21 protein-coding genes are annotated in these 22844 nt (G+C 69.7%); 3 read left to right on the forward strand and 18 right to left on the reverse strand.

What is annotated here, in order from left to right:
• Positions 1 to 5: 5 nt before the first annotated feature.
• The 6 genes from rsmD to ACQY5G_RS13595 all read right to left on the reverse strand — a co-directional run bounded on the left by rsmD (position 6) and on the right by ACQY5G_RS13595 (position 6682).
• Positions 6 to 620 (reverse strand): 16S rRNA (guanine(966)-N(2))-methyltransferase RsmD, encoded by a 615-nt coding sequence (gene rsmD / locus ACQY5G_RS13570; RefSeq protein WP_428274798.1) that lies wholly within the window; start codon positions 618 to 620, stop codon positions 6 to 8.
• On the reverse strand, positions 584 to 1303 hold the full coding sequence (locus ACQY5G_RS13575) for a zinc ribbon domain-containing protein (protein WP_428274800.1): 720 nt from the start codon (positions 1301 to 1303) through the stop codon (positions 584 to 586). Before ACQY5G_RS13575 ends, rsmD begins: the two co-directional genes overlap by 37 nt.
• Before the next feature lie 14 nt (positions 1304 to 1317).
• Entirely contained in the window at positions 1318 to 3120 is a 1803-nt protein-coding gene (gene dnaG / locus ACQY5G_RS13580; RefSeq protein ID WP_428274802.1) for a DNA primase, read from the reverse strand.
• Between the two features lie 66 nt (positions 3121 to 3186).
• Positions 3187 to 5571: an endonuclease MutS2 gene (locus ACQY5G_RS13585; RefSeq protein WP_428274804.1), complete on the reverse strand. Its 2385-nt coding sequence runs from the start codon at positions 5569 to 5571 to the stop codon at positions 3187 to 3189.
• 5 nt (positions 5572 to 5576) lie between these two features.
• On the reverse strand, positions 5577 to 5912 hold the full coding sequence (locus tag ACQY5G_RS13590; protein ID WP_428274806.1) for an HIT domain-containing protein: 336 nt from the start codon (positions 5910 to 5912) through the stop codon (positions 5577 to 5579).
• A complete protein-coding gene (locus tag ACQY5G_RS13595) occupies positions 5909 to 6682 on the reverse strand; it encodes an RsmE family RNA methyltransferase (protein WP_428274808.1) in 774 nt (257 codons plus the stop codon). Before ACQY5G_RS13595 ends, ACQY5G_RS13590 begins: the two co-directional genes overlap by 4 nt.
• Before the next feature lie 198 nt (positions 6683 to 6880).
• Here ACQY5G_RS13595 and tkt point away from each other — a divergent pair, with 198 nt between their 5' ends.
• The 3 genes from tkt to tal are packed head-to-tail and all read left to right on the forward strand — an operon-like array spanning position 6881 to position 10576.
• Entirely contained in the window at positions 6881 to 8941 is a 2061-nt protein-coding gene (gene tkt / locus ACQY5G_RS13600) for a transketolase (protein WP_428274810.1), read from the forward strand.
• Positions 8938 to 9399: a ribose 5-phosphate isomerase B gene (gene rpiB, locus ACQY5G_RS13605; RefSeq protein ID WP_428274812.1), complete on the forward strand. Its 462-nt coding sequence runs from the start codon at positions 8938 to 8940 to the stop codon at positions 9397 to 9399. Before tkt ends, rpiB begins: the two co-directional genes overlap by 4 nt.
• A 25-nt stretch (positions 9400 to 9424) precedes the next feature.
• A complete protein-coding gene (gene tal, locus ACQY5G_RS13610; RefSeq protein WP_428274814.1) occupies positions 9425 to 10576 on the forward strand; it encodes a transaldolase in 1152 nt (383 codons plus the stop codon).
• Here tal and dnaJ read toward each other — a convergent pair.
• The 12 genes from dnaJ to ACQY5G_RS13670 form a co-directional block, all read right to left on the reverse strand.
• Entirely contained in the window at positions 10566 to 11729 is a 1164-nt protein-coding gene (dnaJ, locus tag ACQY5G_RS13615) for a molecular chaperone DnaJ (RefSeq protein WP_428274816.1), read from the reverse strand. The two genes, tal and dnaJ, sit on opposite strands and share 11 nt — an antisense overlap.
• Entirely contained in the window at positions 11726 to 12769 is a 1044-nt protein-coding gene (gene hrcA / locus ACQY5G_RS13620; RefSeq protein ID WP_428274818.1) for a heat-inducible transcriptional repressor HrcA, read from the reverse strand. The genes dnaJ and hrcA overlap by 4 nt, the downstream gene beginning before the upstream one ends.
• Positions 12766 to 13920, reverse strand: a complete 1155-nt coding sequence (hemW, locus tag ACQY5G_RS13625; protein ID WP_428274820.1) for a radical SAM family heme chaperone HemW — start codon at positions 13918 to 13920, stop codon at positions 12766 to 12768. The genes hrcA and hemW overlap by 4 nt, the downstream gene beginning before the upstream one ends.
• Positions 13920 to 15068 carry a DNA-processing protein DprA gene (gene dprA / locus ACQY5G_RS13630; protein ID WP_428274822.1) on the reverse strand — a complete coding sequence of 383 codons (1149 nt, stop codon included), beginning with the start codon at positions 15066 to 15068 and terminating at the stop codon, positions 13920 to 13922. Before dprA ends, hemW begins: the two co-directional genes overlap by 1 nt.
• A 29-nt stretch (positions 15069 to 15097) precedes the next feature.
• Positions 15098 to 16147 carry a GTPase ObgE gene (gene obgE / locus ACQY5G_RS13635; RefSeq protein WP_428278704.1) on the reverse strand — a complete coding sequence of 350 codons (1050 nt, stop codon included), beginning with the start codon at positions 16145 to 16147 and terminating at the stop codon, positions 15098 to 15100.
• Positions 16129 to 16803: a carboxymuconolactone decarboxylase family protein gene (locus ACQY5G_RS13640; RefSeq protein ID WP_428274824.1), complete on the reverse strand. Its 675-nt coding sequence runs from the start codon at positions 16801 to 16803 to the stop codon at positions 16129 to 16131. Before ACQY5G_RS13640 ends, obgE begins: the two co-directional genes overlap by 19 nt.
• Before the next feature lies 1 nt (position 16804).
• The gene (locus ACQY5G_RS13645; RefSeq protein ID WP_428274826.1) at positions 16805 to 17791 is read right to left on the reverse strand and encodes an asparaginase; all 987 of its coding nucleotides are present in this window, start codon (positions 17789 to 17791) and stop codon (positions 16805 to 16807) included.
• Positions 17791 to 18480, reverse strand: coding sequence for a TIGR04282 family arsenosugar biosynthesis glycosyltransferase (locus ACQY5G_RS13650; protein ID WP_428274828.1), 690 nt, complete (start codon positions 18478 to 18480; stop codon positions 17791 to 17793). Before ACQY5G_RS13650 ends, ACQY5G_RS13645 begins: the two co-directional genes overlap by 1 nt.
• A 59-nt stretch (positions 18481 to 18539) precedes the next feature.
• A complete protein-coding gene (locus ACQY5G_RS13655) occupies positions 18540 to 19001 on the reverse strand; it encodes a hypothetical protein (protein WP_428274830.1) in 462 nt (153 codons plus the stop codon).
• A 178-nt stretch (positions 19002 to 19179) separates the two neighbouring features.
• On the reverse strand, positions 19180 to 20733 hold the full coding sequence (locus ACQY5G_RS13660) for a S41 family peptidase (protein ID WP_428274832.1): 1554 nt from the start codon (positions 20731 to 20733) through the stop codon (positions 19180 to 19182).
• An 84-nt stretch (positions 20734 to 20817) separates the two neighbouring features.
• The gene (tmk, locus tag ACQY5G_RS13665; RefSeq protein ID WP_428274834.1) at positions 20818 to 21498 is read right to left on the reverse strand and encodes a dTMP kinase; all 681 of its coding nucleotides are present in this window, start codon (positions 21496 to 21498) and stop codon (positions 20818 to 20820) included.
• Positions 21499 to 22824: an inositol-3-phosphate synthase gene (locus tag ACQY5G_RS13670; protein WP_428278705.1), complete on the reverse strand. Its 1326-nt coding sequence runs from the start codon at positions 22822 to 22824 to the stop codon at positions 21499 to 21501.
• Positions 22825 to 22844: the final 20 nt, after the last annotated feature.

The following is a 22844-nucleotide window of genomic DNA, read 5'->3' on the forward strand; positions in this document are numbered from 1 at the left end:
CCCCGTCAGAGTGTTCGGGTTGACGCGTCGGCCGGAGCCCGGAACCGGCTGACGCAGGTCTCACCGTATTCCCTCGTCCAGTCGGCCGCCGTTGCCCACTCGGCGTCCGGGTGGTGCTCGACCCACAGTTGTGACGCGAACGGACGGGCCCGGAAGCGCTCGACGAGCTGCGCGCCGGCGGCGGACGCGTACGGTGGATCCGCGAAGACCAGATCGAGGGGCGCGCCCGAACCGGCCACGTCATCCGGTTCGTTCAGACCGTCGACCCAGGCGATGGCATCGTCGCGCACCACCCGCGATCGGTCCTCGAGATCGAGCATTGCGACGTTGCGGCGCAGCAGCGCAACCGCCCGACGATCCGACTCGACAAAATGGACGTGCGCCGCACCTCGCGACAGCGCTTCGATGCCCAGCGCTCCGGAACCGGCGTAGAGATCGGCGACCCTGGCGCCGTCGACATCCCCCGCGAGCGCGGAAAACCAGGCCTCCCGCACCCGCTCCGCCGTCGGACGGGTGCGCCGTCCACGGGGGGCCTCGATGAAGCGGCCGCCCAGCTCCCCCGCGATGATGCGAAGCCTCCGCGTCAGGCGAGAGACCCCGGGTAGAGGATGATCCCGCAACCCTCGCAGATGGCCAGATGCCGCCGCGCCCGGATTTCAGTCTGTTGCTGCTTCGGTATCGCCGTATAGCAGCGGCCGCATACCCCATCGACGGTGAGTTCGGCGAGCGCGGTCTGGCGCCCACCTCCGCCCGCCGTGCGGTACAACTGCAGCGCCCGGCGGTCCAGCCGGCTCTCCTGCGTCCTCCGATTCACGCCGCAGTGCTGGAGATCCCCCTCGAGCGTCGCCCGCAGCCCTTCCACGGCGGTGCTCCGCTCCGCCAGCTGTGCCGTCGCCTCCCTCAGCTCTGCTTCCGCGGCCTTCAACGCCCCGCGCGCGGTCTCCACATCCTGCATCGCGTCGAGCTGGTCATCTTCCGCCGCACGCAGGTTGCGCCGCGCCGTGTCCGTTTCGCTCCGAACCGCGAGATGCTGCTGCATGTTCGCAACTGCGACGGAGCGCGCCTCCAGACGTTTGAGCGTCGCTCTGCCCGCTTCCACGGCCCGATGGAACTGCCTCACGCGCCCTTCCGCCTCCTCCACCTCCGCCCGGATCCGCGTGACCTGAGCCTCCAGCGTCTCCACGGTTTCCTGGAGTCCGGCCACCTCCCCGCCGAGACTCTCGAGTTCATCTTCTATCTTCAGGATCCTGTGATCGATTTCCTGAAGGGTGAGTAACTCCTCGACGATATCGCTCCCTTGCATACTCTCCCCGGCTGTCATCGCTGCGTGGCCGTAGTCCGCCCCGCTTCGGCGGCCGGCATGAACGCTCCCGACTCGCCCGCGGCACGAAGTTCGCGCACGAGTTCCTGTTTCTCATCCAACAATCGACGTTGCTGCTCCGGCTCCGCAAGCTCGATCGCGCGGCCGATCTCCTCGATCCGTTCACGATGCCGCCGGTAGAGGAGGCGACGCACCACGGCGTCGAAGACCCGGGCGGCGTCCGGGAGCTCCCGATCGGACTCTCGCAGCCCCTTCGCCAGCTCCCCGGCGGCGGCGGAGGCGGACGCCCAGTCCGGAGAATCGACCCCCTCGTCCGATGCCGCCGCCAGGATCTCGAACAGCTCGCGCGACCCCGGGTCGGACATGTGATCGGGTGCGAGCCCGACGCGCACGGCCTGCCGCGTGAGCGTCGGGTCACGAACGAGCAGGAGAAGAAAATCGTGCTCCGTGCGCGAGGCGGGAGATGGTCTACGAGGGGCGCGTCCCGGTTCGGCGGACGGGGAACGGCGTCGAGGTCGGGAACTCTCGAGGCGCGCGATCTCGTCCACGAGCGTCTCGCGCCGTATCCCCAGTCCTTCCACCGCCCGGTCCACGTAGATGTCGCGGAGCGCCGGATCGGAGACCGCCCTCAGGGTGCTGAGCAGGCCGTCCACCGCGCGGCGCCGCCCCTCCACCCGATCCAGGTATCCCTCGCGGCGAAGGATCTGGAGCTTGCGCTCGAGAAGATCCACGGCATCGTCCAGGAGCTGCCGGATGGCGGACGGACCGTCCCGGCGGATGAGGGAGTCGGGATCTTCCCCGGACGGGAGCGACACGACCATCGGGTGGACCCCGGCGGCCAACAGGATGTCCCCGGTCCTGAACGTCGCGCGCAGCCCGGCGAGATCGCTGTCGTAGAGCAGGTAGGCCCGTTTCGTGTATCGGCCGATGCGGCGCGCCTGGTCCGCCGTGAAGGATGTCCCCAGCCCGGCGACCGCAAAGCCGAGGCCGGCCCGGTGCAGCGCGATGACGTCGGTAAACCCTTCCGCGATCGCGGCGTGGCCCTCGCGTCGCATGGCGTGCCGCGCCCGGTTGAGTCCGTACAGCTCTTTCCCCTTGTGGAAAACGGGCGATTCGGGCGAGTTGATGTATTTGGGCGCATCGGAGGCGGCATCGAGGATGCGGCCACCGAAGCCGATCGGGCGGTCGCGCAGATCATGGATCGTGAACATGAGACGCCCGCGAAAACGGTCGTACGGCTCTTCTGCCCTCTCGCTCGTCGCCAGAAGCCCGAGCTCGAGCAGCGCCCGCTCCTCGATCCCGTGCCGGGCCGCGGCGGTGCGGAGCGCACGCCATTCGTCGTCTGCGTAGCCCAGCCCGAAGTCGAGCGCCTCCTCCAGCGAAAGTCCGCGCCCCTGGAGATAGTCGCGTGCGCCGGCGCCGGCCGGTTCGCGCAGCCGGTCCCGGAACCACTCGGCCGCGAAGGCGAGCACTCCGCGAAGCGGCGCATACGGATCCTCGCGTCGCTCCTCCCGGTCGGGAACCTCTATCCCGACTCTCGCGCCCACGTAGCGCACCGCCTCCGGAAAGTCGAACCCGAGGTGCTTCATGATGAAGCCGAAGACGTCCCCGCCCTCCCCGCAGACGAAGCACTTGAAGATCTGGCGCTGCGGGTCGACGGCGAAGTTCGGACCGTCTCCGCCGTGCAGCGGGCAGGGTCCGCGATAGCTCTTCCCCGATCGTCGAAGCTGGACGTACTCTCCCACGATCTCGAGGATGTCCGCCCGTGCACGGATGTCCTCTACGAGGCTGTCGCTCACCACGATCCCACCCCGAAGCCTGGATCCGCGTGGCCCATCATCCCGCGCACCGCCCGCAAGTCACGCTCACTCGAATTCCACGACTGTGACGCCTGTTCCCCCTTCGTTCGATTCGCCGGCCCTGAGGACCCGGATCCGCGGATCCCCGGCGAGCAGTTGCCCCACCCGCTCCCTCAGCGCGCCCGTTCCCTTTCCATGAATGATTTTTAGCCACGGGAGGTCGCCGACCACCGCCGCATCGACGGCCGGGTTGAGCATTCCCTCGACCTCGTCGACGCGCAGGCCCCTCAGGTCGACCTCCGTGGCGACTTTGAAATCCGGTTGGCGCTGCGCGGGTCCGGCGGCTTCGAGGACCCCGGCCTGTCCGGACGAACGCGGCTCCGCTGCAGAATGGGGAGTCAGGTCCCGCAGCGGTACCGTCAGCCGCAGTTCGCCGACCTCGATGACGCCGCGATCCTGCCGGATTTCGACGAGGCGCGCCGGCCGGTCGGACGCGTTCCACCGCACGGAATCGCCGACGCGCACCGCTCGCGCCACCGATGAAGGCGCGGACTCGCCCAGGGCACGAAGAGCGCGGGAAGATGTCCGGAGCGCCCGCTCCACCTTCCCCCGCGCGGCCCGCTTCGCCTCCCGGCGGCGCGCCTCATCCCCCGTGTCGAATTCGGACTCGAGGCGTGAGATCGCGGCCTCCACCTGTTTTCGCGCCTCGCGCAACACCGAAAGCCGCTCTGCCTCCCGTCTGCGAGCGGCGGCGCGCTCCGAATCGGCCAGGGCGGTCTCCCGGGACGCGAGATCGCGTTCGCGGTCGGCCGTCTCTCCGGCCCGGCGCTCAAGTCGGGTCCGAAGGTCCTCGACCTCGCTGCGTTCGGTCTCGAGCCGGGCGAGGAGCGTGTCCAGCGACACGTGCTCGGGTCCGAGCCGGTCGCGCGCATCGGCGAGCACGTCGTCGGGGACGCCCAGCCGCGCCGCGATCACGAGCGCGTAACTGCGGCCGGGCCGGTCCCTTACGAGACGATACGTCGGCTCGAGCCGTGTTCCATCGAATTCCAGCGAGGCGTTCACGGCAGCGGCCTTCTCGTCGCCGAGGCGCTTGAGGTCGCCGAGGTGCGTCGTGGCGACCGTGAGACGTGCCTGTCGAGCCAGCCGCCGCAACGATGCCGCCGCAAGCGCGCCCCCCTCGGCCGGGTCCGTGGCGCTGCCGATCTCGTCGAAGAGGACGATGTCCCGGTCGCCGGCCTCGTGCAGGATCTCGGCCAGGTTGCGCGCCTGCGCACCGAAGGTGGAGAGCGAAGCCTCGATCGACTGTTCGTCTCCGATGACCGCGAAGAAGCGACGGAAGAACGGAATCCGGCTCTCGTCGCCGAGCGGCGGCAGGATCCCGCTCTGCGAGAGCGCCGACAGCAGGCCGAGCGTCTTGAGAAACACCGTCTTCCCCCCCGCGTTCGGACCCGAAACGAGGAGGACGCGCTCTCCCGCCGAGAGATCGAGGTCGAACGGGACCGCTCCGCCGGCATCGAGCACGAGGAGAGGATGACGCGCGCCGCGGATGCGGATCCCCTCCGAAGCCCTCTCGCTGAAGGCCGGGGGCAATGCGTCCATCTCGCCCGCAAAGAGCGCGCGGGCGCGAAGCGAATCCAGTTCCACGAGGGCGGTGTACGAGACGGCGAGTTCCGACGCGCGGGCGCGCACGGCAGAGGAAAGGTCGCGCAGGATCCGGTCCACCTCGCGGGCCTCGCGGAGTTCCAGCTCACGGATCTCGTTCATCGCCTCGATCGCGCGGGATGGCTCGACGAACAGGGTCCGGCGGCTGGCGGAAGCGTCGTGCACGAGACCGCCCGCGACTCCCTTCCCCTCGCGGCGTACCGGGATGCAGTAGCGGCCGTTTCGGACGGTGACCGAGGCGTCGGGCACGCGAACGCGTTCCGGCAGCTCGCGGGCGTACCGCGTAAGCTCGTCGACGAGCCGGCCGCGCCGCGTCGCGAGCGCGCGACGGATGCGCCCAAGTTCCGGGGAGGCCCCATCCGCGACCGCGCCCGTCGCATCGAAGGTGCGCGCAATCCGTTTCTCGAGGGCCGCCTCCCCCCATAACCGGCTCACATGCTCCGCCGGGAGGCCATCGGGATCGAGACGCGCGTCCAGTCGCCGCACGGCGCGTGCGACGGCCATGACCTGCGCGCATGCGAGCAATTGAGGCGGCTCCAGCGCTGCGTCTTCGATCGCGAGCCGCCGGAGGGCTCCGTCCAGCGGCGCGATCGTGTCCAGCGCCCAACCATCTCCGCTCTCGATGAGCTCCCGAAGCTCGTGCACCGCCGCGAGCGAGCGGACCGCGGAAGCCGCGTCCGCAAGCGGCCGGAGTCCGTGTACGGCGGCGCGGCCGGCTTCCGACACGGCGCGTTCGCCGATGGCCGCCAGCACACGGTCGAACTCGATGACCCGGAGCGCGTGATCCACGGCGATTACCCCGGCGGCCAACCCATGCGGCGGGCACCCAGCACATGGAAGTGCAGGTGAGGCACGGCCTGGCCGCCGTCTTCGCCGACATTCGTGACGACGCGGTACCCGTCCTCCAGCCCCTCCGAGTCGGCGACGGCTGCGCACGCGAGAAGGAGTTCCGTTCCGAGCGGCCCGTCCGACAGAGCCGAGAGGCTCGACACGTGCGCCCGCGGAATGACGAGCACGTGCACCGGCGCCTGGGGTTCGAGATCCCGGAACGCCATCCAGTCGCTCGTCTCGGCAACCACGTCGGCCGCGATCGCCCCCGAAGCAATGCCGCAGAACACGCAGTCCGTCATGTCGACCTCTCGTCGTCCGCCTCGTTTTCGCCGTCCGCCAGCAGGGCCGCGGCCGCCGCGACGACGACCACCGCCGCCGTTTCGAACCTCAGTGTCGCCGGGCTCAGGGAAACGAGCCTGAAACCCGCTTCCAGGCAGCGACGCCGCTCCGGACCCGTCAGGCCGCCCTCCGGCCCGACCGCGACGGTCAGCGGGCGCCCGGCACGTCCTCCCTCCGGGCCGCGGGCGATGGCGTCACCGAGCCGTTGCCGCCCCTCCGCGTCCGCGAGCCACCCGTCCCCCGCATGGCGCCCCAGGGCCTCCTCCGGTTTCACGGGGCCCTCCAGCCGAGGGAGCCAACCTCGGCCCGATTGCTTCAGCGCGGCCCTGGCGCGGCCCTCCGCCCGCCGCAGAAAGCCCTCGGCGCGACCGGCATCGGCCACGGAGCGCGACCGCTCCCACTCGATCCAGGTGATCGTGGCGGCACCGAGTTCCACAACCTTCTCCACGAGCCACAGGGAGCGATCGCGATTCGCCACGGGAGCCCAGAGGTGAAGCGGGAGTGCGGGTACCGGTGGGCGCGGAGCGAGCAGCCGGCAGCTTGCGCCCCGCCGGTCCAGTGTAACGAGTTCCGCCTCCCAGCGGCGTCCGGCGCCGTCGATGACCTCGAGACGACGGCCGGGGCGGATCCGGGCGGCACGGAGATGGCCCGCCTCGTCGCTCGCGAGCTCGGCCCGCGCGCCGGCTGCCAGGCCCGCAAGACCGTCGGCAAAGAACGTCTGATCGCTCACGAGGGGCAACGTATCCGCCGCTGGCGGGCCATCGCCACCAGCCCTCGCGCGCTTCGCGACGGAGCCTTTTCCGGCGGCGCCTCGAACCCTTATGTTCGCTCCGCCGAAGCGGCCCGCCCAGCACGAGTTGTCTCGCGCGGCCTCCGGCTTCCCGGCGTTGGGCCAGTCAAGGGCGATTCAACTCGCGCGAGGGGGCGATTGAACGAGACAAGGACCGCCGAAGCCATTTTCGGGTCCGCTGCTCCGAGCGCGGATCCTCTCGTAGAATCCCAGTCCATCGACACGATCCGCACGCTCGCCATGGACGCCGTCCAGCGAGCCGGCTCCGGGCATCCCGGCACCGCGATGGCGCTCGCCCCCGTGGCATACGCCCTCTGGATGCGCCACATGCGGTACAGCCCGCGAGACCCCGCCTGGTTCGGCCGGGACCGGTTCGTGCTCTCCGCCGGCCACGCGGCGATCCTCCAGTACGCCGTCCTCCACCTCACCGGGTTCGACCTGCCCCTGCAGGAGATCCGCAATTTCCGGCGAGCGGGGAGCTGCACGGCGGGGCACCCCGAGTACGGCCACGTCGCGGGCGTCGAGACGACGACCGGTCCCCTGGGCCAGGGCGTCGCGAACTCCGTGGGGATGGCGATCGCCGAAGCGCATCTCGCGGCGGTGTTCAATCGGCCGGGCCACTCGATCGTCGATCACCGGACGTACGTCATCTGCAGCGACGGCGACCTCATGGAGGGCGTCTCCTACGAAGCCGCCTCGCTGGCCGGACACCTGGGACTCGGTAAGCTCGCCTGGCTTTACGACGACAACAGGATCACGATCGATGGCGACGTCGACCTCGCCTTTTCCGAGGACGTGCGCGGGCGATTCGAGTCTTTGGGGTGGCACGTGCAGTCCGTCGGGGACGCGAACGACCTGGCGGCGCTCGACGCGGCGCTCGAAGGCGCGCGGAGCGTGGAGGACCGCCCGTCCCTGATCATCGTCCGCTCGCACATCGGCTACGGCGCCCCCAACAAGCAGGACACGGCCGCCGCGCACGGCGCGCCACTGGGCGAGGAGGAGGTCCGGCTCACGAAGGCCGTGTACGGCTGGCCGACCGAGCCGCCGTTCCTCGTGCCGGACCCCGTCCGGAGCCACATGGGTCGGCAGGTCGCACGCGGCGAAGCGCTCGCCTCGGAATGGAGAGAGCGCTTCGAGCGATACCGCGCGGAGCACCCGAAGCTTGCGGCGGAACTCGAACGCCGCATCCGGTCGGAGCTGCCGGCGGCGTGGGATGAGGAGCTGCCGGATTTCGGCCCCGACGACGATCCGATCGCCACGAGGGCCGCCTCCGGCCGGACTCTGGCCGCGCTCGCGCCCCGCCTCCCCGAACTCATCGGCGGAAGCGCCGACCTGTCGGGCTCGAACAACACGTTGATCGACTCGCCGAACTTCTCCAGGGACGCGCCCGAGGGCCGCAACCTCCGGTGGGGCATCCGCGAGCACGCGATGGCTTCCATCGCGAACGGACTTGTCCTCCACGGCGGCATCCGACCGTACATCGCCACCTTCTTCACGTTCACGGATTACGCCCGGCCGTCGATGCGGCTCGCCGCCCTGATGGGACTGCCCAACATCTACGTGATGACGCACGACTCCATCGGCCTCGGGGCCGACGGGCCGACGCACCAGCCGATCGAGCACCTCGCCTCCTTCCGGGCGATGCCCGGCGTCGTCGTGCTGCGCCCCGCGGACCCGGCGGAGACCGTTCAGGCGTGGCGCGTGGCGATCGAGCGAGGCTCGGGGCCCACGATTCTCGTGCTCACGCGCCAGAAGGTTCCCCATCTCGCCCGCACCGCCGGCGCCGCCCGCGAGGGGGTGGGGCGCGGCGCCTACGTCCTCAGGCCGGAGCCGGGCCCTCTCCAGGTCGTGCTCCTCGGGACCGGTTCGGAACTGCAGGTGGCGGTCGAAGCGGCGGAAGCCCTCGAGGCCCGCGGCGTATCCGCGCGCGTGGTCTCGTTTCCGAGCTGGGAACTGTTCCGCGCGCAGCCTCCGGCCTACCGGGAAGAGGTCCTTCCCCCCGGTGTCCCGAGGGTCGCGATCGAGGCCGGGGCCACCCTCGGGTGGACGGAATGGGTGGGACGGAACGGCGCCGTCATCGGGATCGACCGCTTCGGACAGTCGGCTTCGGCGGCGGACAACTTCGCCCGCTTCGGCTTCACCGCGGAGGCCCTCGTCGCGCAGGTCCTGGAGGCGCTCGCGGCGGAGCGACCGGCGTGAAGCTCGCGGTCGGGGCGGATCACGCGGGCGTAGGCTACAAGGATATTCTCGCCGCGGAGCTTCGCGATGCGGGCCACGAAGTCGTCGATGTCGGCACGCACGGGACGGACTCCGTCGACTACCCCGACTTCGCCTTCGCCGTCGCCGAGCGGGTGGCTCGCGGCGACGTGGAGCGGGGGATCGTCATCTGCGGATCCGCCGTCGGCGTCTGTATCGCCGCAAACAAGGTGCCGGGGGTACGGGCGGGCGTCTGCCACGACACGTATTCGGCGGCGCAGGGGGTCGATCACGACGACATGAACGTCCTCTGCATGGGAGAGCGCGTGATCGGGATCGCCCTCGCACGCGCGATCGCGGACGCCTTCCTGACCGCGGATTTTTCGGCCGAACCAAGGCATCGACGCCGGCTCGGAAAAGTGCTGGACATCGAAGCCCGACACCTGAAATCGGACACCTGAGACACATGATGGGGAGGGGAGAGAGATGAGCGCGCTGCTTCAGCTTCAGGAGCACGGCCAGAGCTATTGGCTCGACAACCTGACGCGCGGGATGCTGGTCGACGGAGGGCTGGCTCGCCGGGTGGAGACGGAAGGGTTGAGGGGGGTCACCTCGAACCCCGCGATCTTCCACAACGCCATCACCGGCAGCGCGCAGTACGATGAGGACATCGCCCGCTTCACCGCCCGGGGTCTCGGCGTCGAAGATGTCTACGACCGGCTCACGATCGCGGACGTCCAGGGCGCATGCGATGTCCTGCGGGGCGTATGGGAAAGTTCCGGAGGGGTCGACGGGTATGTCTCCCTCGAGGTTTCGCCCCACCTGGCGAACGATACGGAGGGCACGGTGCGGGAGGCCCGCCGCCTTCACGATGAAGTGGCCCGCGAGAATGTCCTCATCAAGATCCCGGGGACGCCCGCCGGAGTCCCGGCGATCCGGCAGGCGCTGTTCGAGGGCGTGAACGTGAACGTGACCCTCCTTTTCTCCATCGCCGCGTACGAGGCGGTCGCGGACGCGCACACGGAGGCGCTGGAGCAGCGGATCGAAGCGGGACGTCCCGTCGACGACGTCGCCTCGGTGGCCAGCTTCTTCGTGAGCCGGATCGATGCGCTGACCGACCGGAAGCTCGACGCGCTGGCCGATGCCGCGGAGGGCGACTCCGCTCGCGTTGAGGCCTTGCTCGGCAAGGCCGCGATCGCCAACGCGAAACTCGCCTACGTCGGCTTCCAGCAGCGGCTGGCCACGGATCGCTGGGCCCGTCTCGCACGGCTCGGCGCCCGTCCGCAACGCATGCTGTGGGCCAGCACGAGCACGAAGAACCCTGCGTATTCCGACGTGATGTATGTCGAGCCGCTCATCGGCAACCTGACCGTCAACACGCTGCCGGAGAAGACGATCGACGCCTTCAGGGATCACGGACGCGCAGCCGGCACGCTGACCGAGGGGGTCGACGAGGCCCGTCGCACGATGGCGGAGTTGGCGGCCGTCGGGATCGAGTTGGACGAGGTCACGGACCAGCTTCTGGCAGAGGGCGTCGAGAAGTTCGCCGTCCCCTTCGATCAGCTCCTCGTGAGCCTCGCGGAGCGGATGGCACGGCAGCCGGCCGCGGCCGTTGCGTCGGGGTCCGCTACGCCGTAAACGCCGCCTTTACTCGCTCCCAGAAGCTCGGATCCTCGCCCCGGCGCGGCTCGGGCGGCGCATCTTCGACCTCGCGCAGCGACTCCAGGATGTCGCGCTGACGCCGGGACAGTTCGCTCGGCGTCCAGGTGTGTACCCGCACCAACTGGTCCCCGTGGCCGGCGGCTCTCAAACGCGGCATCCCCTGGCCACGAAGCCTCAGGACCTGCCCCGCCTGGATTCCGGCGGGCACCTTCAAGCGGGCCTGCCCGAGGATCGTCGGCACGTCGAGTTCGTCGCCCAGCGCCGCCTGCGAGAAGGTGACGGGCAGGTCGAGGACGAGGTCGTCGCCCCTGCGCTCGAAGCGGTCGTGCGGCTCGACCTCCACCTGCACGATGAGGTCCCCCGGCGGTCCGCCGCGCGGCCCCGCATTGCCGCGCCCGCGCAGCTTCAGGTAGTCGTCGGACGAAATACCCGCGGGAATCTCGATGTCGACGGACCGGTCGACCCGCACGCGCCCGGTCCGCCCGCAGTCGCGGCACTCATCCTCGATCCAGGTGCCCTCGCCACCGCACGTGGAGCAGGGACGCACCGAGACGAATTGTCCCAGCATCGAGCGCTGGACCATGCGAATCTCGCCCGTGCCCTGGCACGTCCCGCACGTGGAAGCCGTGCTCCCCGGTTCGGCGCCCGTCGCATCGCACCGCTCGCACCGATCCAGGGCGGAGACGCGGAGGGAGCGCCGGGCCCCCTCGGCCGCCTCTTCCAGCGTGATCGTGACGGCGACCTTGAGGGTGGAGCCGCGGCGCGGCTGGTTCGGGGACCGCGCATCTGCGAAGAGGTCGCCGAAGCCGCCTCCCCCGAAGCCGGCCCCGCCGAACTCCCGCATGAACACGTCGAACGCGTCCGAGAAGTTGTTGAACCCCGAGAACGGCGCCTCGCCGCCGCCGCCGCGCCTTACGCCGGCCTCGCCGTATTGGTCGTACAGCTCCCGCTTCCCCGGGTCGCGGAGCACTTCCCACGCCTCCGTGACCTCCTTGAACCGCTCCTCCGCGTCGGACGCGGAATTGCGGTCCGGATGGTATTCCATCGCGAGGCGGCGGTACGCCCTCTTCAGTTCGTCCGCATCCGCATCGCGGGAGACCCCGAGCAGATCGTAGTAGTCGCGGCTCACGGCGTCAGCCGCGTGAGAAGATCCGAAGTCCAGTCGACGATGGAGACGACCTTGTCGTACGGCATGCGCGTCGGCCCGATCACGCCGACCGTGCCCTGCAGACTGCCGACGGCATAGTTGGCCGTGACGATGGTCAGATCGTCGAGTTCGGGCTGGCCGTGCTCGGCGCCGATCGTGACATGAGGTCCGTCCGAGCCGCCGCGATCCCCCAGCACCGAGGCGAGCAATTCGCGGCGCTCCGTGAGGAGCAGGAGCTCGCGCAGGCGCTGGCTCGTCGTGAACTCCGGCTGCTCCGTCAGCGCCGCGGCGCTCCCGAGGTGGATCTCGCGCTCCCGGCGGGCCCACTCGAAGATGTCCGGACCGCTGTGCACGAAGATGTTCATCAGTTCCTGCGCGCCGCGGTTGTGGAAGCTCAGGTCGCCGAGTCGCTCGCGCAGCGTCGCCTGGATCTCGGAGATCGCGCTGCCCGCCAACCGCTCGTTCAGCGCCTGCGACACGGCCTGGAGCGTCGCCCGCGGCACCCGCGTCGTCACGTCCACGTACACGGTGCGAACCACGCCGGACTCGATCGTGAACACGAGGAGTACCTTCTCGCTCGACAGCGGCACGAGTTCGAGACGCTCGAGCGTGGCCGTGGCGAGCGTCGGACCCACCGCGAGGCCGAGTTCCCCCGTCAGGAGGCTGAGGACGCGTGCCGCCTTGCCCATGAGGTCCTCGACGCCGCCGGCGTCGGCGTCCCCCAACTCGCGTTCGATCTTCGCCCGGTCCCGCTTCCGGATGCTGCCCCATCGCATGAGCGCATCGACGTAATACCGGTAGGCGAGGTCCGTGGGAAGCCGCCCGGCGGAGGTGTAGGGGTGGGTGAGCAGACCCTTGCTCTCGAGGTCCGCCATCGTGTTTCGGATCGTCGCGGGCGACACGCCGAGCGCGTACTCCTTCCCGATCCTTCGCGAGCCGGCCGGGGCGGCCGTGCGGACGAAGGAGTCGATGACCGCGGCGAGGACGGCCCGTTCGCGCTCTGTCAGTGTTGGCAGGGTCATGCTCTTTCAGCCCCGGCGAGTTCGGCGGCGATCGCATCCAGGCGGAGCCAGCCTTCGATCGTTGCCATCCAGCGTCCGTTCCGCTCCTCCAGCCACCCGGCCTCGGCCCAATCGTCCAGGCGGAGTCCGTCCGATGAGACCTTCCGCACGAAATCGGGCGTCAATCCGCGATTCGTACGGAGGCCCAGCCAGATCCGTTCCAGTTCCTCCTCTTCCGGCCCCACGCGTTCCCAACCTTCGAGCGGGCCCCGGCCCGCCTGTAGCGCGCGTTCATACCGGTCCCAGCGAAAGACGTTCCAACTGCGGATCGGTGGAAGAAATCCATGCGCGGACGGGCCGAGGGCAAGATACGATGTTCGGTTCCAGTACGACCAGTTGTGGCGGCACTGCGCTCCCGGCCGGGCGAAGTTGGACACCTCGTACTGCTCATACCCGGCCGCGCGCAGGTCGCGCGACAGGAGTCGGTACTCGTCGGCGTAGCGCTCCTCATCCGGCGCTCCCACCCGGCCCATGCGGATCCACTCGGCCAGCGGCGTGCGAGGTTCCACGGTCAGGCCGTAGAGACTCAGGTGAGACACTTCGAGCGCGGCCGCCGCCTCCACCTCCGCCCCGAGGTCCCGCCTCACTTCCGGGGGCAGGCCGAAGATCAGGTCAACGCTCACACGTTCGAATCCGGCGTCCATCGCCGCCGCGACGGCCTCCGTGGCCCGGCGCCGGTCGTGAAGCCGGCCCAGCCAGGTCAGGACGGCATCGTCCAGGGCCTGCACGCCGAGACTCAGCCGGTTTACGCCCGTCGCCCGCCAGCTTGAGCCGAGATGCGCATCGAAGGACGCCGGGTTCGCCTCGGCCGTCCATTCCGTGTGCGCGGGGTCGATTCGGAACCAGGCGGAGATTCGCGAGGCGAGCCCTTCCATCCCGGCGGACCCCATGAGTGAAGGCGTCCCGCCTCCCACGAAGATCGTGTCGAGCGTGTCTCCCGGATCCCATCCGTTGCGCTCGAACCACCAGGCGAGTTCGACCTCGATCGCAGCAAGCCAGCGGGAGACCGGCGGGTCCGACGCCCGCTGGACGGAGAAATCGCAGTAGTGGCAGCGATGCGCGCAGAACGGAAAGTGCACATACAGGGAGCGTGGCGGGCGCTCGGCGGACATCAGCGGCCGCCCCGCCGCCGGACGGCGGCGAAGTTCCCTCCCGGCCGACGCTCGACCCACCCTTCAAGTTCCAGCCGCCCCAGCCCGCCAAGCACCTTCGTGACGGGCATCTCGAGACCCACGGCCAGTTCATCCGGCGAGCGGGGTCCCCGCGAGAGCGCTCCGAGCAGACGCCTGTCGCCGGAGGATCCGTCGACCTCCGGGGCGGATCCTTCTTCCGATGGGGGCGCCTGCGGCTCGAGGCACAGCCAGCCCAGGGCATCGAAGACGTCCTGTACGCCGGCCACGAGCCCGGCGCCCTGACGCAGGAGGCGAAGGCACCCGGCCGCGCCCGGATCATCGATCCGCCCGGGCACCGCGAGGACTTCGCGCCCCAGGTCCAGGGCATGGTCCGCCGTGTTCAGGGCGCCGCTCCGTCCGCCCGCCTCCACGACGATGACGCCACGCGCGAGGGCGGCGATGACCCGGTTGCGGCGCGGGAACGCCGAACGCGTCGGCGGCGCCCCCGGCTCGAACTCGCTCAGCAGGATGCCGTGCGAACGCATCCTCCGGTACAGGTCCCGGTTGTCCGCGGGGTATTCGCGATCGTGTCCGGTTCCGAGAACCCCGATGGTCCGCCCGCCGACATCGAGGGCGCCGGCGTGGGCCGCCGCATCGATGCCGCGGGCCATGCCGCTCACCACCGTCCATCCCCAGCGTCCGAGTTCCCTTCCCAGCGTGTATGCCGTGCGCAGCCCGTAAGACGAAGCGGCCCGCGTGCCCACGACGGCGATCGTCCGCTCGGAGTCCAGCGCCCCGTCGCCGCGTTTGAAGAGAATGGGGGGCGGATCGGGAAGATCGTGCAGCCCCTCGGGATATGCGGCCTCTCCACAGTCCGTGTACGCCGCCACGCAGAGCCCCTTCGCGCCCGCTTCGCGCAGCAATGACCGCGCCGCTCTCTCGCCGTCGGCGCCGAGGGCCCGGACCGTCCTCGCGCCCGGAATCCGCCGGCCCCGGCCGAGCGCGCGCAGTTCGTCCGGCGCGGCGCGTCGCGCCACCGCGAGCGCCGCCGACGCCGCGCCATGGCGGTCGACCAGACGCCGGACGCCGCGCGGCCCGATGCCGGGGGCGCGGGCCAGCACGACGAGCGCCACCAGTTCCCTCTCCATCGCTCGCCCCGCCGCGGAACGTCTTCCGGTCACGGCCGCCACGCTTCGCTGCTCCCGAACGGGTCCGCTTCGACCTCCTCCGCCGCCGCCGCCTTCTCCCTCTGCACACGCGTCCAGAGACCTTCGAGCGCGCGGTCGAGGCCGGCCCCGGTCACGGCCGAGATCGTGAACTGGCCCCAGCTCCCGGGGGCATCGACCGACACCGCCGGTTCCGCCGCGGCGGGATTCAAATCGGCCTTTGTCAGAAGAACGCAGTGTGATATGCCGGCCAGCGCCGCGTTGTGCGCACGCAGCTCCTCGCGCAGCAGGTCGTACGTCGCCTGCGGATCTTCGTCATCCAGCGGCACGAGGAGCGCGAGGGTGCGCGTCCGTTCGATGTGCCGAAGGAACTGCGTGCCCAGGCCGCGCCCCTCGTGCGCTCCTTCGATGATGCCCGGGATGTCCGCCATCACGAACGAGCGATTCCCGCTCAACCCCACGACGCCCAGGTTGGGCGTCAGCGTAGAGAAGGGGTAGTCCGCGATCCGCGGCTTCGCCGCCGTCACCCGGGCGAGGAGCGTCGATTTTCCCGCGTTGGGCTCCCCCACCAGACCCACGTCGGCGATGAGCTTGAGCTCGAGTTCGATGTGCCGCTCCTCCCCCCACTCCCCGGGTTCCCATTCGCGCGGCGTCTGGCGCGTGGGCGAGGCGAAGCTCGCGTTGCCCCTCCCCCCGCGACCGCCCCGGGCGACGACGAGTTCATCGTCCTCCTCGAGCAGTTCGCCGATCCGCTCACCCGTCTCGACATCGCGCACGAGCGTCCCGAGAGGTACCGGCAGCCGCAGGTCCTCTCCCGAGGCGCCGTCCCGCTTCTTCCCCTCCCCGTGTCCGGCGCGGCCGGCCTTGTAGTGCGCGCGGTACGAGTAGTCGAGCAACGTGTCGAGTCGCGGGTCCGCAACGAGGATCACGCCGCCGCCGTTTCCGCCCCGACCGCCGGCAGGCCCTCCGCGGGGCACCCCCTTCTCCCGCCGGAAGGCGACGGCGCCCGCGCCGCCCGCCCCTCCGGTTACGTGTATTCTGGCTACATCGACGAACAAGATTCCTCCTCCACGTTCCGCCCCCGGTCGCGTCCCGCCCGATCCACGACCTTCCCCCAGATCGCGAGCAGCCTCGCGGGGTCTGCCCCCGCGGAACGCTCCGAGCCGGCAGGCGCCCGCGCGGCCGCGCGGATTCCGACGCGCAGCGCCGCCTCCACTCGCCCCGGCGGGGTGCCGACGTTCAGCGCGCCATGCAGGTGAGCGCGGAGCTGCCGCTCGTGCCCGGCCGCGGCCAGCAACCCCACGATGCACAGCTCGCGCGTCTCCACGGCGAGCCCGGAGCGCGACAGCGTGCGCCCATACCCGTGCTCCACCATCCAGGCGTCCAGCTCCGGATGCAGTCGGCGAACGTGGTCGCGAAGCCGGTCGTACACACCGCCATACACGGCCCGGCAGAGCGCCTCCCCAGCTCCGGGCCGATCCGCCGGCGCCACGGCCCCGATGGTCTCGCCGCCCGCGATTCCCCTCCACGCGATGAAGGCATCGAGCACCGTGGGGAACCCCACGAAGAGGTGCGCCTGCAGGAGCGCCTCCTCGATCTCGGCGCGAGCTGCGTGTGCGGCGGCCGCCTCGAGCGCCGACCGCCATCCCTCCACGTCCGGCCGCGCGAGGGCCGCCGAAAGCTCGACGAGCGCCCCTGTCCGTGCATCGAGTCCCACCTCAGCCCCCCTGAGCTTCCACCGACAGCACACCGACCTCGTTCCCGCACGTGTTCCGGACCACGGGATGCGCGAAGCCCTCCAGCTGCCCAATCTCCGCGGGCGCGAGCAACGACAGCGTCGCAAGCGCGTGCACGACCGCCGGCCCCAGCGGCCGCGTGGCCCCATCCAGCACCTTGAAGGCCGCACCCCACCCCCCCTCGGCGCTCGCGAGACAGAAGACTCCTTCCGCCCCTTCCTTTGCGAGAATCCGACCCGAACTCGCCTGCATCAGGTTCGCGGAGAGCGCCGTGGGACCCGACACCAAGGTCGGGTGCGTCGTCATCGCGGTCACAACCGATCGCACGGCCGCCTCCGGAGAGGCACCGAACGCCGCGAACACCCGCGCCATATCCCGCAGAGAAAGGGCCGGGGTCGGCAGGCCGCAGCCATCCGTCCCCCACGGGAGACGCTCGCAGTCTTCGCCCAGCCATGCCGAGAGTTCGCGGCGGATCGTCCGCTGCAGCGGGTGCTCCGGTTCGTGGTAGCCCGCCACGGGCCAGCCGCGAGCGACACAGAGCGACAGCAGCGCCGCGTGCTGACCTGAGCAGTTGTTGTGGATACGTCCCGGGAGGCGCCCCTCCCGATCCATCCCTCGGGCCGCCCCGTCGTCGAACGGCCGGTGCGGCCCGCATGCGAACATCTCCGGCGTCAGTTTCACCGCGTCGATCACCGACTGCACGACCTCCAGGTGTCGCGGGGTGCCGTGATGGGAAGCGCACGCCAGCGCAAGCGCCTCCGCCCCGAGCCCGAGGCGTCCGAGCACGCGGTCCCGGACGACCGGAAGGATCTGGAGCGGTTTCATCGAGGAACGCCAGAAGGCCGTCAGTTGAGGATCGCCAAAGGCGTGACGCCGACCCGAGGAACCGGATTCGTGGACGACGCCGTACACGAGATGTGACGACTCCGGGGTGCCGGCCCGATCCAACATGACGCGGATCGGTTCCATCACCCCTCCGGTGCCGCGGTCGGCAGCGCGAGCCGGGCCCAGGCGCCGGCAGTCGCGCTCCCTTCGGTCAGATCGCCGGCCATGCGCGCCAGGTCGGCCGGACGGTCCACATCGTACCAGGGCGGCAGTTCTGCACAATCGAGCCGCAGCGACGCGGCGCGCGCGCGCGTCCAGGCGAACAGCCCCGACGTCGACCAGGGGGCTCCGGCGAAGAGGCCGCGGGCTTGCGGCCACGCCGACCCGCGCAGTCCGACCGCGTAGTATCCGCCGTCCAGGCTCGGGCCAAGGGCCACCGGGCTACCTGCCAGCGCGTCGAAAGCCCGCACGACGAAGTCGAGCGGGAGGGTCGGATGGTCGCTTCCGACCGCAACCGCGCAATCCACGCCCTCGTCGAAGGCGCGGGCAAACGCCATATCGAGCCGGTCGCCGAGCAAACCTTCGGGTTGCAGCCGGATTCGAGCCGCGGGGTATCGCGAGCCCAGCCGCTCCATCGCTCCAGGGCGATCGGGTACCCACAACTCCGCGGCGATCCCGTCCGGCGCGAGCTTCATGGCGTCGTCGAGGAACGCCTCGTACAGGACGGCGCTCTCCTCCCTCGTCAGCTCGGGATGGAGGCGCGTCTTGACGTAGCCCGGCTCGGGCAGGCGGCCGAAGACGAGGAGTCTTCGATACGAACGTTCCCGGTTCAAGGCAGGGGGTTCAGGCGCACCGACCCGTCGTCCAGCAGCCCGTGGCAAAAGCCCCGCTGCTAGCGGGTGTTGACCTCGATCACTCCGCCCTCGGCGCCGGGCCGGCGGTAGCGGGACGGGATCATGCTTTGGCGGTAGAGGCGGATCGTCACGATCTCGTCGGCGGGAATTCGGCGGAGCGTGGTGACCGCGTCGTTCTGGTTGAAGTCACCGTTCACAACGAGAAGCGGGACGTGATACGACTGCGACATTCGGGGGCGCGGCTGGGTCCTGCCGTTCGCATCCCGCACCCACGGGTCGTCGTTTCCGCCCCTGAAGCCGATTTCGCCCTCGAACACGATCAATTCGCGGTGATGGGTGAGCGCCTCGTAGGCCGACCGATACCCGGCGTCGCGGATCTCGCTGCCGGTGATGATGAGCCGCGTGTACGTTCCGGGGCGAGGGTTGCTGGCGCACGCCGTCGCCGCCATCAGAGCCATCGTGGTTGCAATCACGGCCGATCGTCGCGTACGCTCTCTCATCACTCGTCTCCTCGCCTCTTGAATCGCCCTGCGGCGTCCTGCCTTACCGGTGTTGTGTCGCCACCAGCAGCCCGCTAGTGATCCCCATCGGACTGCCCGCTCTCCGCGCCGTCCGCCCCCCGCTCCTCGGCGACACGCGCCGCGACAGTGAGCAGCGCTTCCGGCGAATCGGCCTCCATCAGAAGGTCCATTGCGACCTGTATCTGAGCGTCACGCACGGCCCGGCTGCGGAGCTGTGGCACTTCCCCGAACTCCGCGCCCGCCAGTTCATCCGCGATGAGCCAGTCGACGTAGGTCCGCGACTGGTCGAAGAGTTCCTTCTCGACCTCGGCTCCCGCGTCCACGAGCGCCGCCCAGACCTCGTCCCGCATCCCCTGCGTGACGGAGAAGCCTTCGTTGAAATCGTGCTCGTTCGAATACTCGACCGCCCACCGGAAGACGACGTTCCGCGGAATCGCCCCCGAGCGCGTCGCAAGACGCCGCAGTTCCTGTTCTTCGGTGGAGAGCGTGTCGCGTAGACAATCAGGTCCGGCGTAATCCCGCCGCCCCCATACACCGTCCGGCCGCCCGTCGTCGTGAACTCCTCCCGGTCTTCCGGCTCCGACCGCGACGCAATGGGTTCGCCGGAGATCGCCACGGCGCTCGCGGCCAAGTCGCGAAGCGCGCTCGCCCGGTCGAAGTCCTTCGTGATGGAGCGCCCCGCCGGAGTGTACCAGCGGGCCGTCGTGACCTTCATGCTGTTGTCCCCGGAGAGCCGATACAGCGTCTGCACGGAACCCTTGCCGAACGTCGTCGTGCCCACCACGACCGCGCGGTCGTGGTCCTGCAGCGCACCGGCAACGATCTCCGACGCGCTCGCGCTGAGGCCGTCGACGACGACGACGACGGGAATATCGGCGTAGCGATCCTCGGTGGAGGCGCGGAACAGGTAATTCTGCTCGTCGAGCCGGGAACGCGTTTCCACCACGGACTGGCCACGCTCCAGGAAGAGATCCGTGACATCGATTCCCGCCGGCAGCAGGCCGCCGGGATTCCGCCGCAGATCCAGGATCAGTCCGCCCGCCCCTTCATCGACGAGGCGGTCCAGCGTCGCGACGAGTTCCTCCTTCGCCTCGCGGCTGAACCCGCGCAGCGTCACATAGCCGATATCGCCGTCCAGGACGAAGCCCTGCGCCTGCGCCACCTGAATGACGTCGCGCACGATACGAATCGCGAGCGGCCGGTCCACGCCTACCCTCGCGATCGTGATGTCGACCGGTGCTCCCTTCTCGCCCCGCAGCGTGTCCACGGCCTTGTCCACCGACCAGCCCTCGGCCGATTCGCCCTCGACCTCGATGATGCGGTCGCCGACCTCGAGTCCCTCGCGGAGCGCCGGTGAGTTCGGGAGCACCTGAACGACCGTGATCCAGTCATCCTTCACGTCGATCCGGACGCCGAGTCCACCGTAGTTGCCCGTGGTGGTGAGACGAAGGTCCTCGGAATCCCGGGGCTCCAGGAACGTCGTGTACGGGTCGCCCAGATTCTCGAGCATCCCGTCGATCGCCATGCGGTACAACTCCTCCGGCGGGATCTCGTCGACGAAGCGGGCGGAGATCAGGCGGTGGATTTCCTCCAGCAGCCGACGGCTTTCTCCGCCGCTCGCGGCTCCGCCCTGATTTATCAGCCAGCCGCCGGTCGCAAGGGCGATGGCGCCGACCAGCACTCCGGTCGTCCAGGATCGCTCCAGTCTCATGCATCCTCCGTGGTGGCAGCCCCGCATCGCGCGGGCCGCGTTCGAGCGGCACCCCGCCGCTACCGTCAATGTCACACGACACCGTCAACGAGGAAAGTTCGCCCCCGGGAAACGATCCGGGAATCTCTCCTCCAGCAACCCCAGAATCCGGCCTTCCACCTCATCCGGCGTCCCCGAGCCATCGACGACCACGATCCCGTCTTCTTCTGCCGCGAACTCCCGATACCCTTCCCGCACGCGCTCGCGGAACGATCGCTTCTCGAGCTCGATTCGATCGGGAGCGGGCCCGAAGAAGGCCAGCTGGCCCGGGTCTTCCTCATCCTGCCATTGGCGACCCAGTCCCACCTTCACCGGTACGTCGAGCACGAGGTAGAGATCCGGAAGGAGACCGCCCGTGGCGGCGCGGGTGACCTGTTCGATCGTCTGCGCGGCGACTCCGCGCGCCCGCCCCTGGTAGACCCGCGTGGAAAGCTCGAAGCGGTCACAGAGGACGACCTCGCCGCGCTCCAGCGCGGGCCGGATCACCTCCTCGACGTGGACACGGCGGGACGCCGAAAAGAGCAGGAGTTCGGCGATCCCGTCGAGCCGGAGTTCCGGCCGGTCGAGGAGCACGCTCCGAATCGCTTCCGCCGCCGCCGTGCCTCCGGGTTCCCGCGTCACCAGGTGGGGCACGCCGGCCGCGGACAGCCGTTCGGTCAGCCGGCCGATCTGGAGCGACTTTCCCGCCCCCTCGGGCCCCTCGAAAACGAGGAAGCGCCCCTTCATTCAGTCGTAATACTCCACGCCGAGGTGGGTGATCTGTTCCTCCCCCCTCAGCCAGCGCAACGTGTTCTTGAGCTTCCAGTGCTGGATGAAAATGTCGTGTTCCGGATACAGGTCCGGAGCCGTCTGCGGCGCCTTGAAGTAGAAGGACAGCCATTCCTGGACTCCCGACAGTCCGGAGCGCGCCGCGAGGTCGAGAAAGAGCGCCAGATCGAGAACGATGGGCGCCGCCAGAATGGAGTCGCGGCACAGGAAGTCGATCTTGATCTGCATGCCGTACCCCATCCAGCCGAATATGTCGAGATTGTCCCACCCCTCCTTGTTGTCGCCGCGCGGCGGATAGTAGTTGATACGGACCTTGTGATACATTTCTCCATAGAGGTCCGGGTACATGTCCGGCTGCAGGATATATTCGAGGGCCCCGAGCTTCGATTCCTCCTTCGTCTTGAAACTCTCCGGGTCGTCGAGCACCTCGCCGTCCCGGTTCCCGAGGATATTCGTCGAGAACCAGCCGTTGAGGCCGAGCATGCGCGCCTTGAGACCCGGAGCCAGAATCGTCTTCATCAGCGTCTGGCCGGTCTTGAAGTCCTTCCCCGCGATCGCGACGCCCCGCTCGGCGGCAAGCGCGAGAAGCGCGGGGATGTCACAGGTCAGATTCGGCGCCCCGTTCGCGAACGGCACCCCCTCCATGAGCGCGGCCCACGCATAGAGCATCGAGGGGGCGATGTCGGGGTGGTTCTCCTCCATCGCGCGCTCGAAGGAGGCCGGGCTGTCGTGGACCGGGCTCGCACGCATGAAGATCTCGGTCGAAGCCGCCCACACCATCACGAGGCGGTCGCAGCCGTGCTCCGCCTTGAACCGGCGAATGTCCTCGCGGAGCTGCTCGGCGAGTTCCCGCTTGTTCGCGCCCGTCTTCACGTTCGAACCGTCGAGCTTCTTCACGTACGCGCGGTCGAAGGCGGCCGGCATCGGTTCGATCCCCCGCATGAAGTCCGCGAGCGGATCGATGTCCTCCGGCCGGAGGACGCCGCACACCTTGGCGGACTCGTAGGCGTTGTCCGGAATCGGATCCCAGGCGCCGAAAACGAGATCGTCCAGTTCCGCCAGCGGCACGAAGTCGCGGATGAACGGGGTGCGGTTCTCCGTCCGCTTCCCGAGCCGGATCGTGTTCATCTGCGTGAGCGATCCGATAGGCCGGTTCCGTCCCCGGCGCGCCGCTTCCACGCCCGCGATGAAGGTGGTCGAGACCGCTCCGAGCCCTACGAGGAGAACGCCGAGCGTCCCTTCGGCGGGGGCAATGGTTGAAGGTGATCTATCCGAGTCCACGATGCTGGTTCACTCCGTGTCTG

This window comes from Candidatus Palauibacter sp. (genome assembly GCF_965261555.1).
Classification (GTDB): domain Bacteria; phylum Gemmatimonadota; class Gemmatimonadetes; order Palauibacterales; family Palauibacteraceae; genus Palauibacter.

Excerpts from the sequence above, each read along its gene's own strand:
- ACQY5G_RS13660 (WP_428274832.1), bottom strand. The coding sequence starts at position 20,733 with ATGAGACTGGAGCGATCCTGGACGACCGGAGTGCTGGTCGGCGCCATC.
- ACQY5G_RS13645 (WP_428274826.1), bottom strand. The coding sequence starts at position 17,791 with ATGGAACCGATCCGCGTCATGTTGGATCGGGCCGGCACCCCGGAGTCG.
- hemW (WP_428274820.1), bottom strand. The coding sequence starts at position 13,920 with ATGTCCGCCGAGCGCCCGCCACGCTCCCTGTATGTGCACTTTCCGTTC.
- tmk (WP_428274834.1), bottom strand. The coding sequence starts at position 21,498 with ATGAAGGGGCGCTTCCTCGTTTTCGAGGGGCCCGAGGGGGCGGGAAAG.
- dprA (WP_428274822.1), bottom strand. The coding sequence starts at position 15,068 with ATGGAGAGGGAACTGGTGGCGCTCGTCGTGCTGGCCCGCGCCCCCGGC.
- ACQY5G_RS13655 (WP_428274830.1), bottom strand. The coding sequence starts at position 19,001 with ATGAGAGAGCGTACGCGACGATCGGCCGTGATTGCAACCACGATGGCT.
- hrcA (WP_428274818.1), bottom strand. The coding sequence starts at position 12,769 with ATGACCCTGCCAACACTGACAGAGCGCGAACGGGCCGTCCTCGCCGCG.
- ACQY5G_RS13590 (WP_428274806.1), bottom strand. The coding sequence starts at position 5,912 with ATGACGGACTGCGTGTTCTGCGGCATTGCTTCGGGGGCGATCGCGGCC.
- tal (WP_428274814.1), top strand. The coding sequence starts at position 9,425 with ATGAGCGCGCTGCTTCAGCTTCAGGAGCACGGCCAGAGCTATTGGCTC.
- ACQY5G_RS13575 (WP_428274800.1), bottom strand. The coding sequence starts at position 1,303 with ATGCAAGGGAGCGATATCGTCGAGGAGTTACTCACCCTTCAGGAAATC.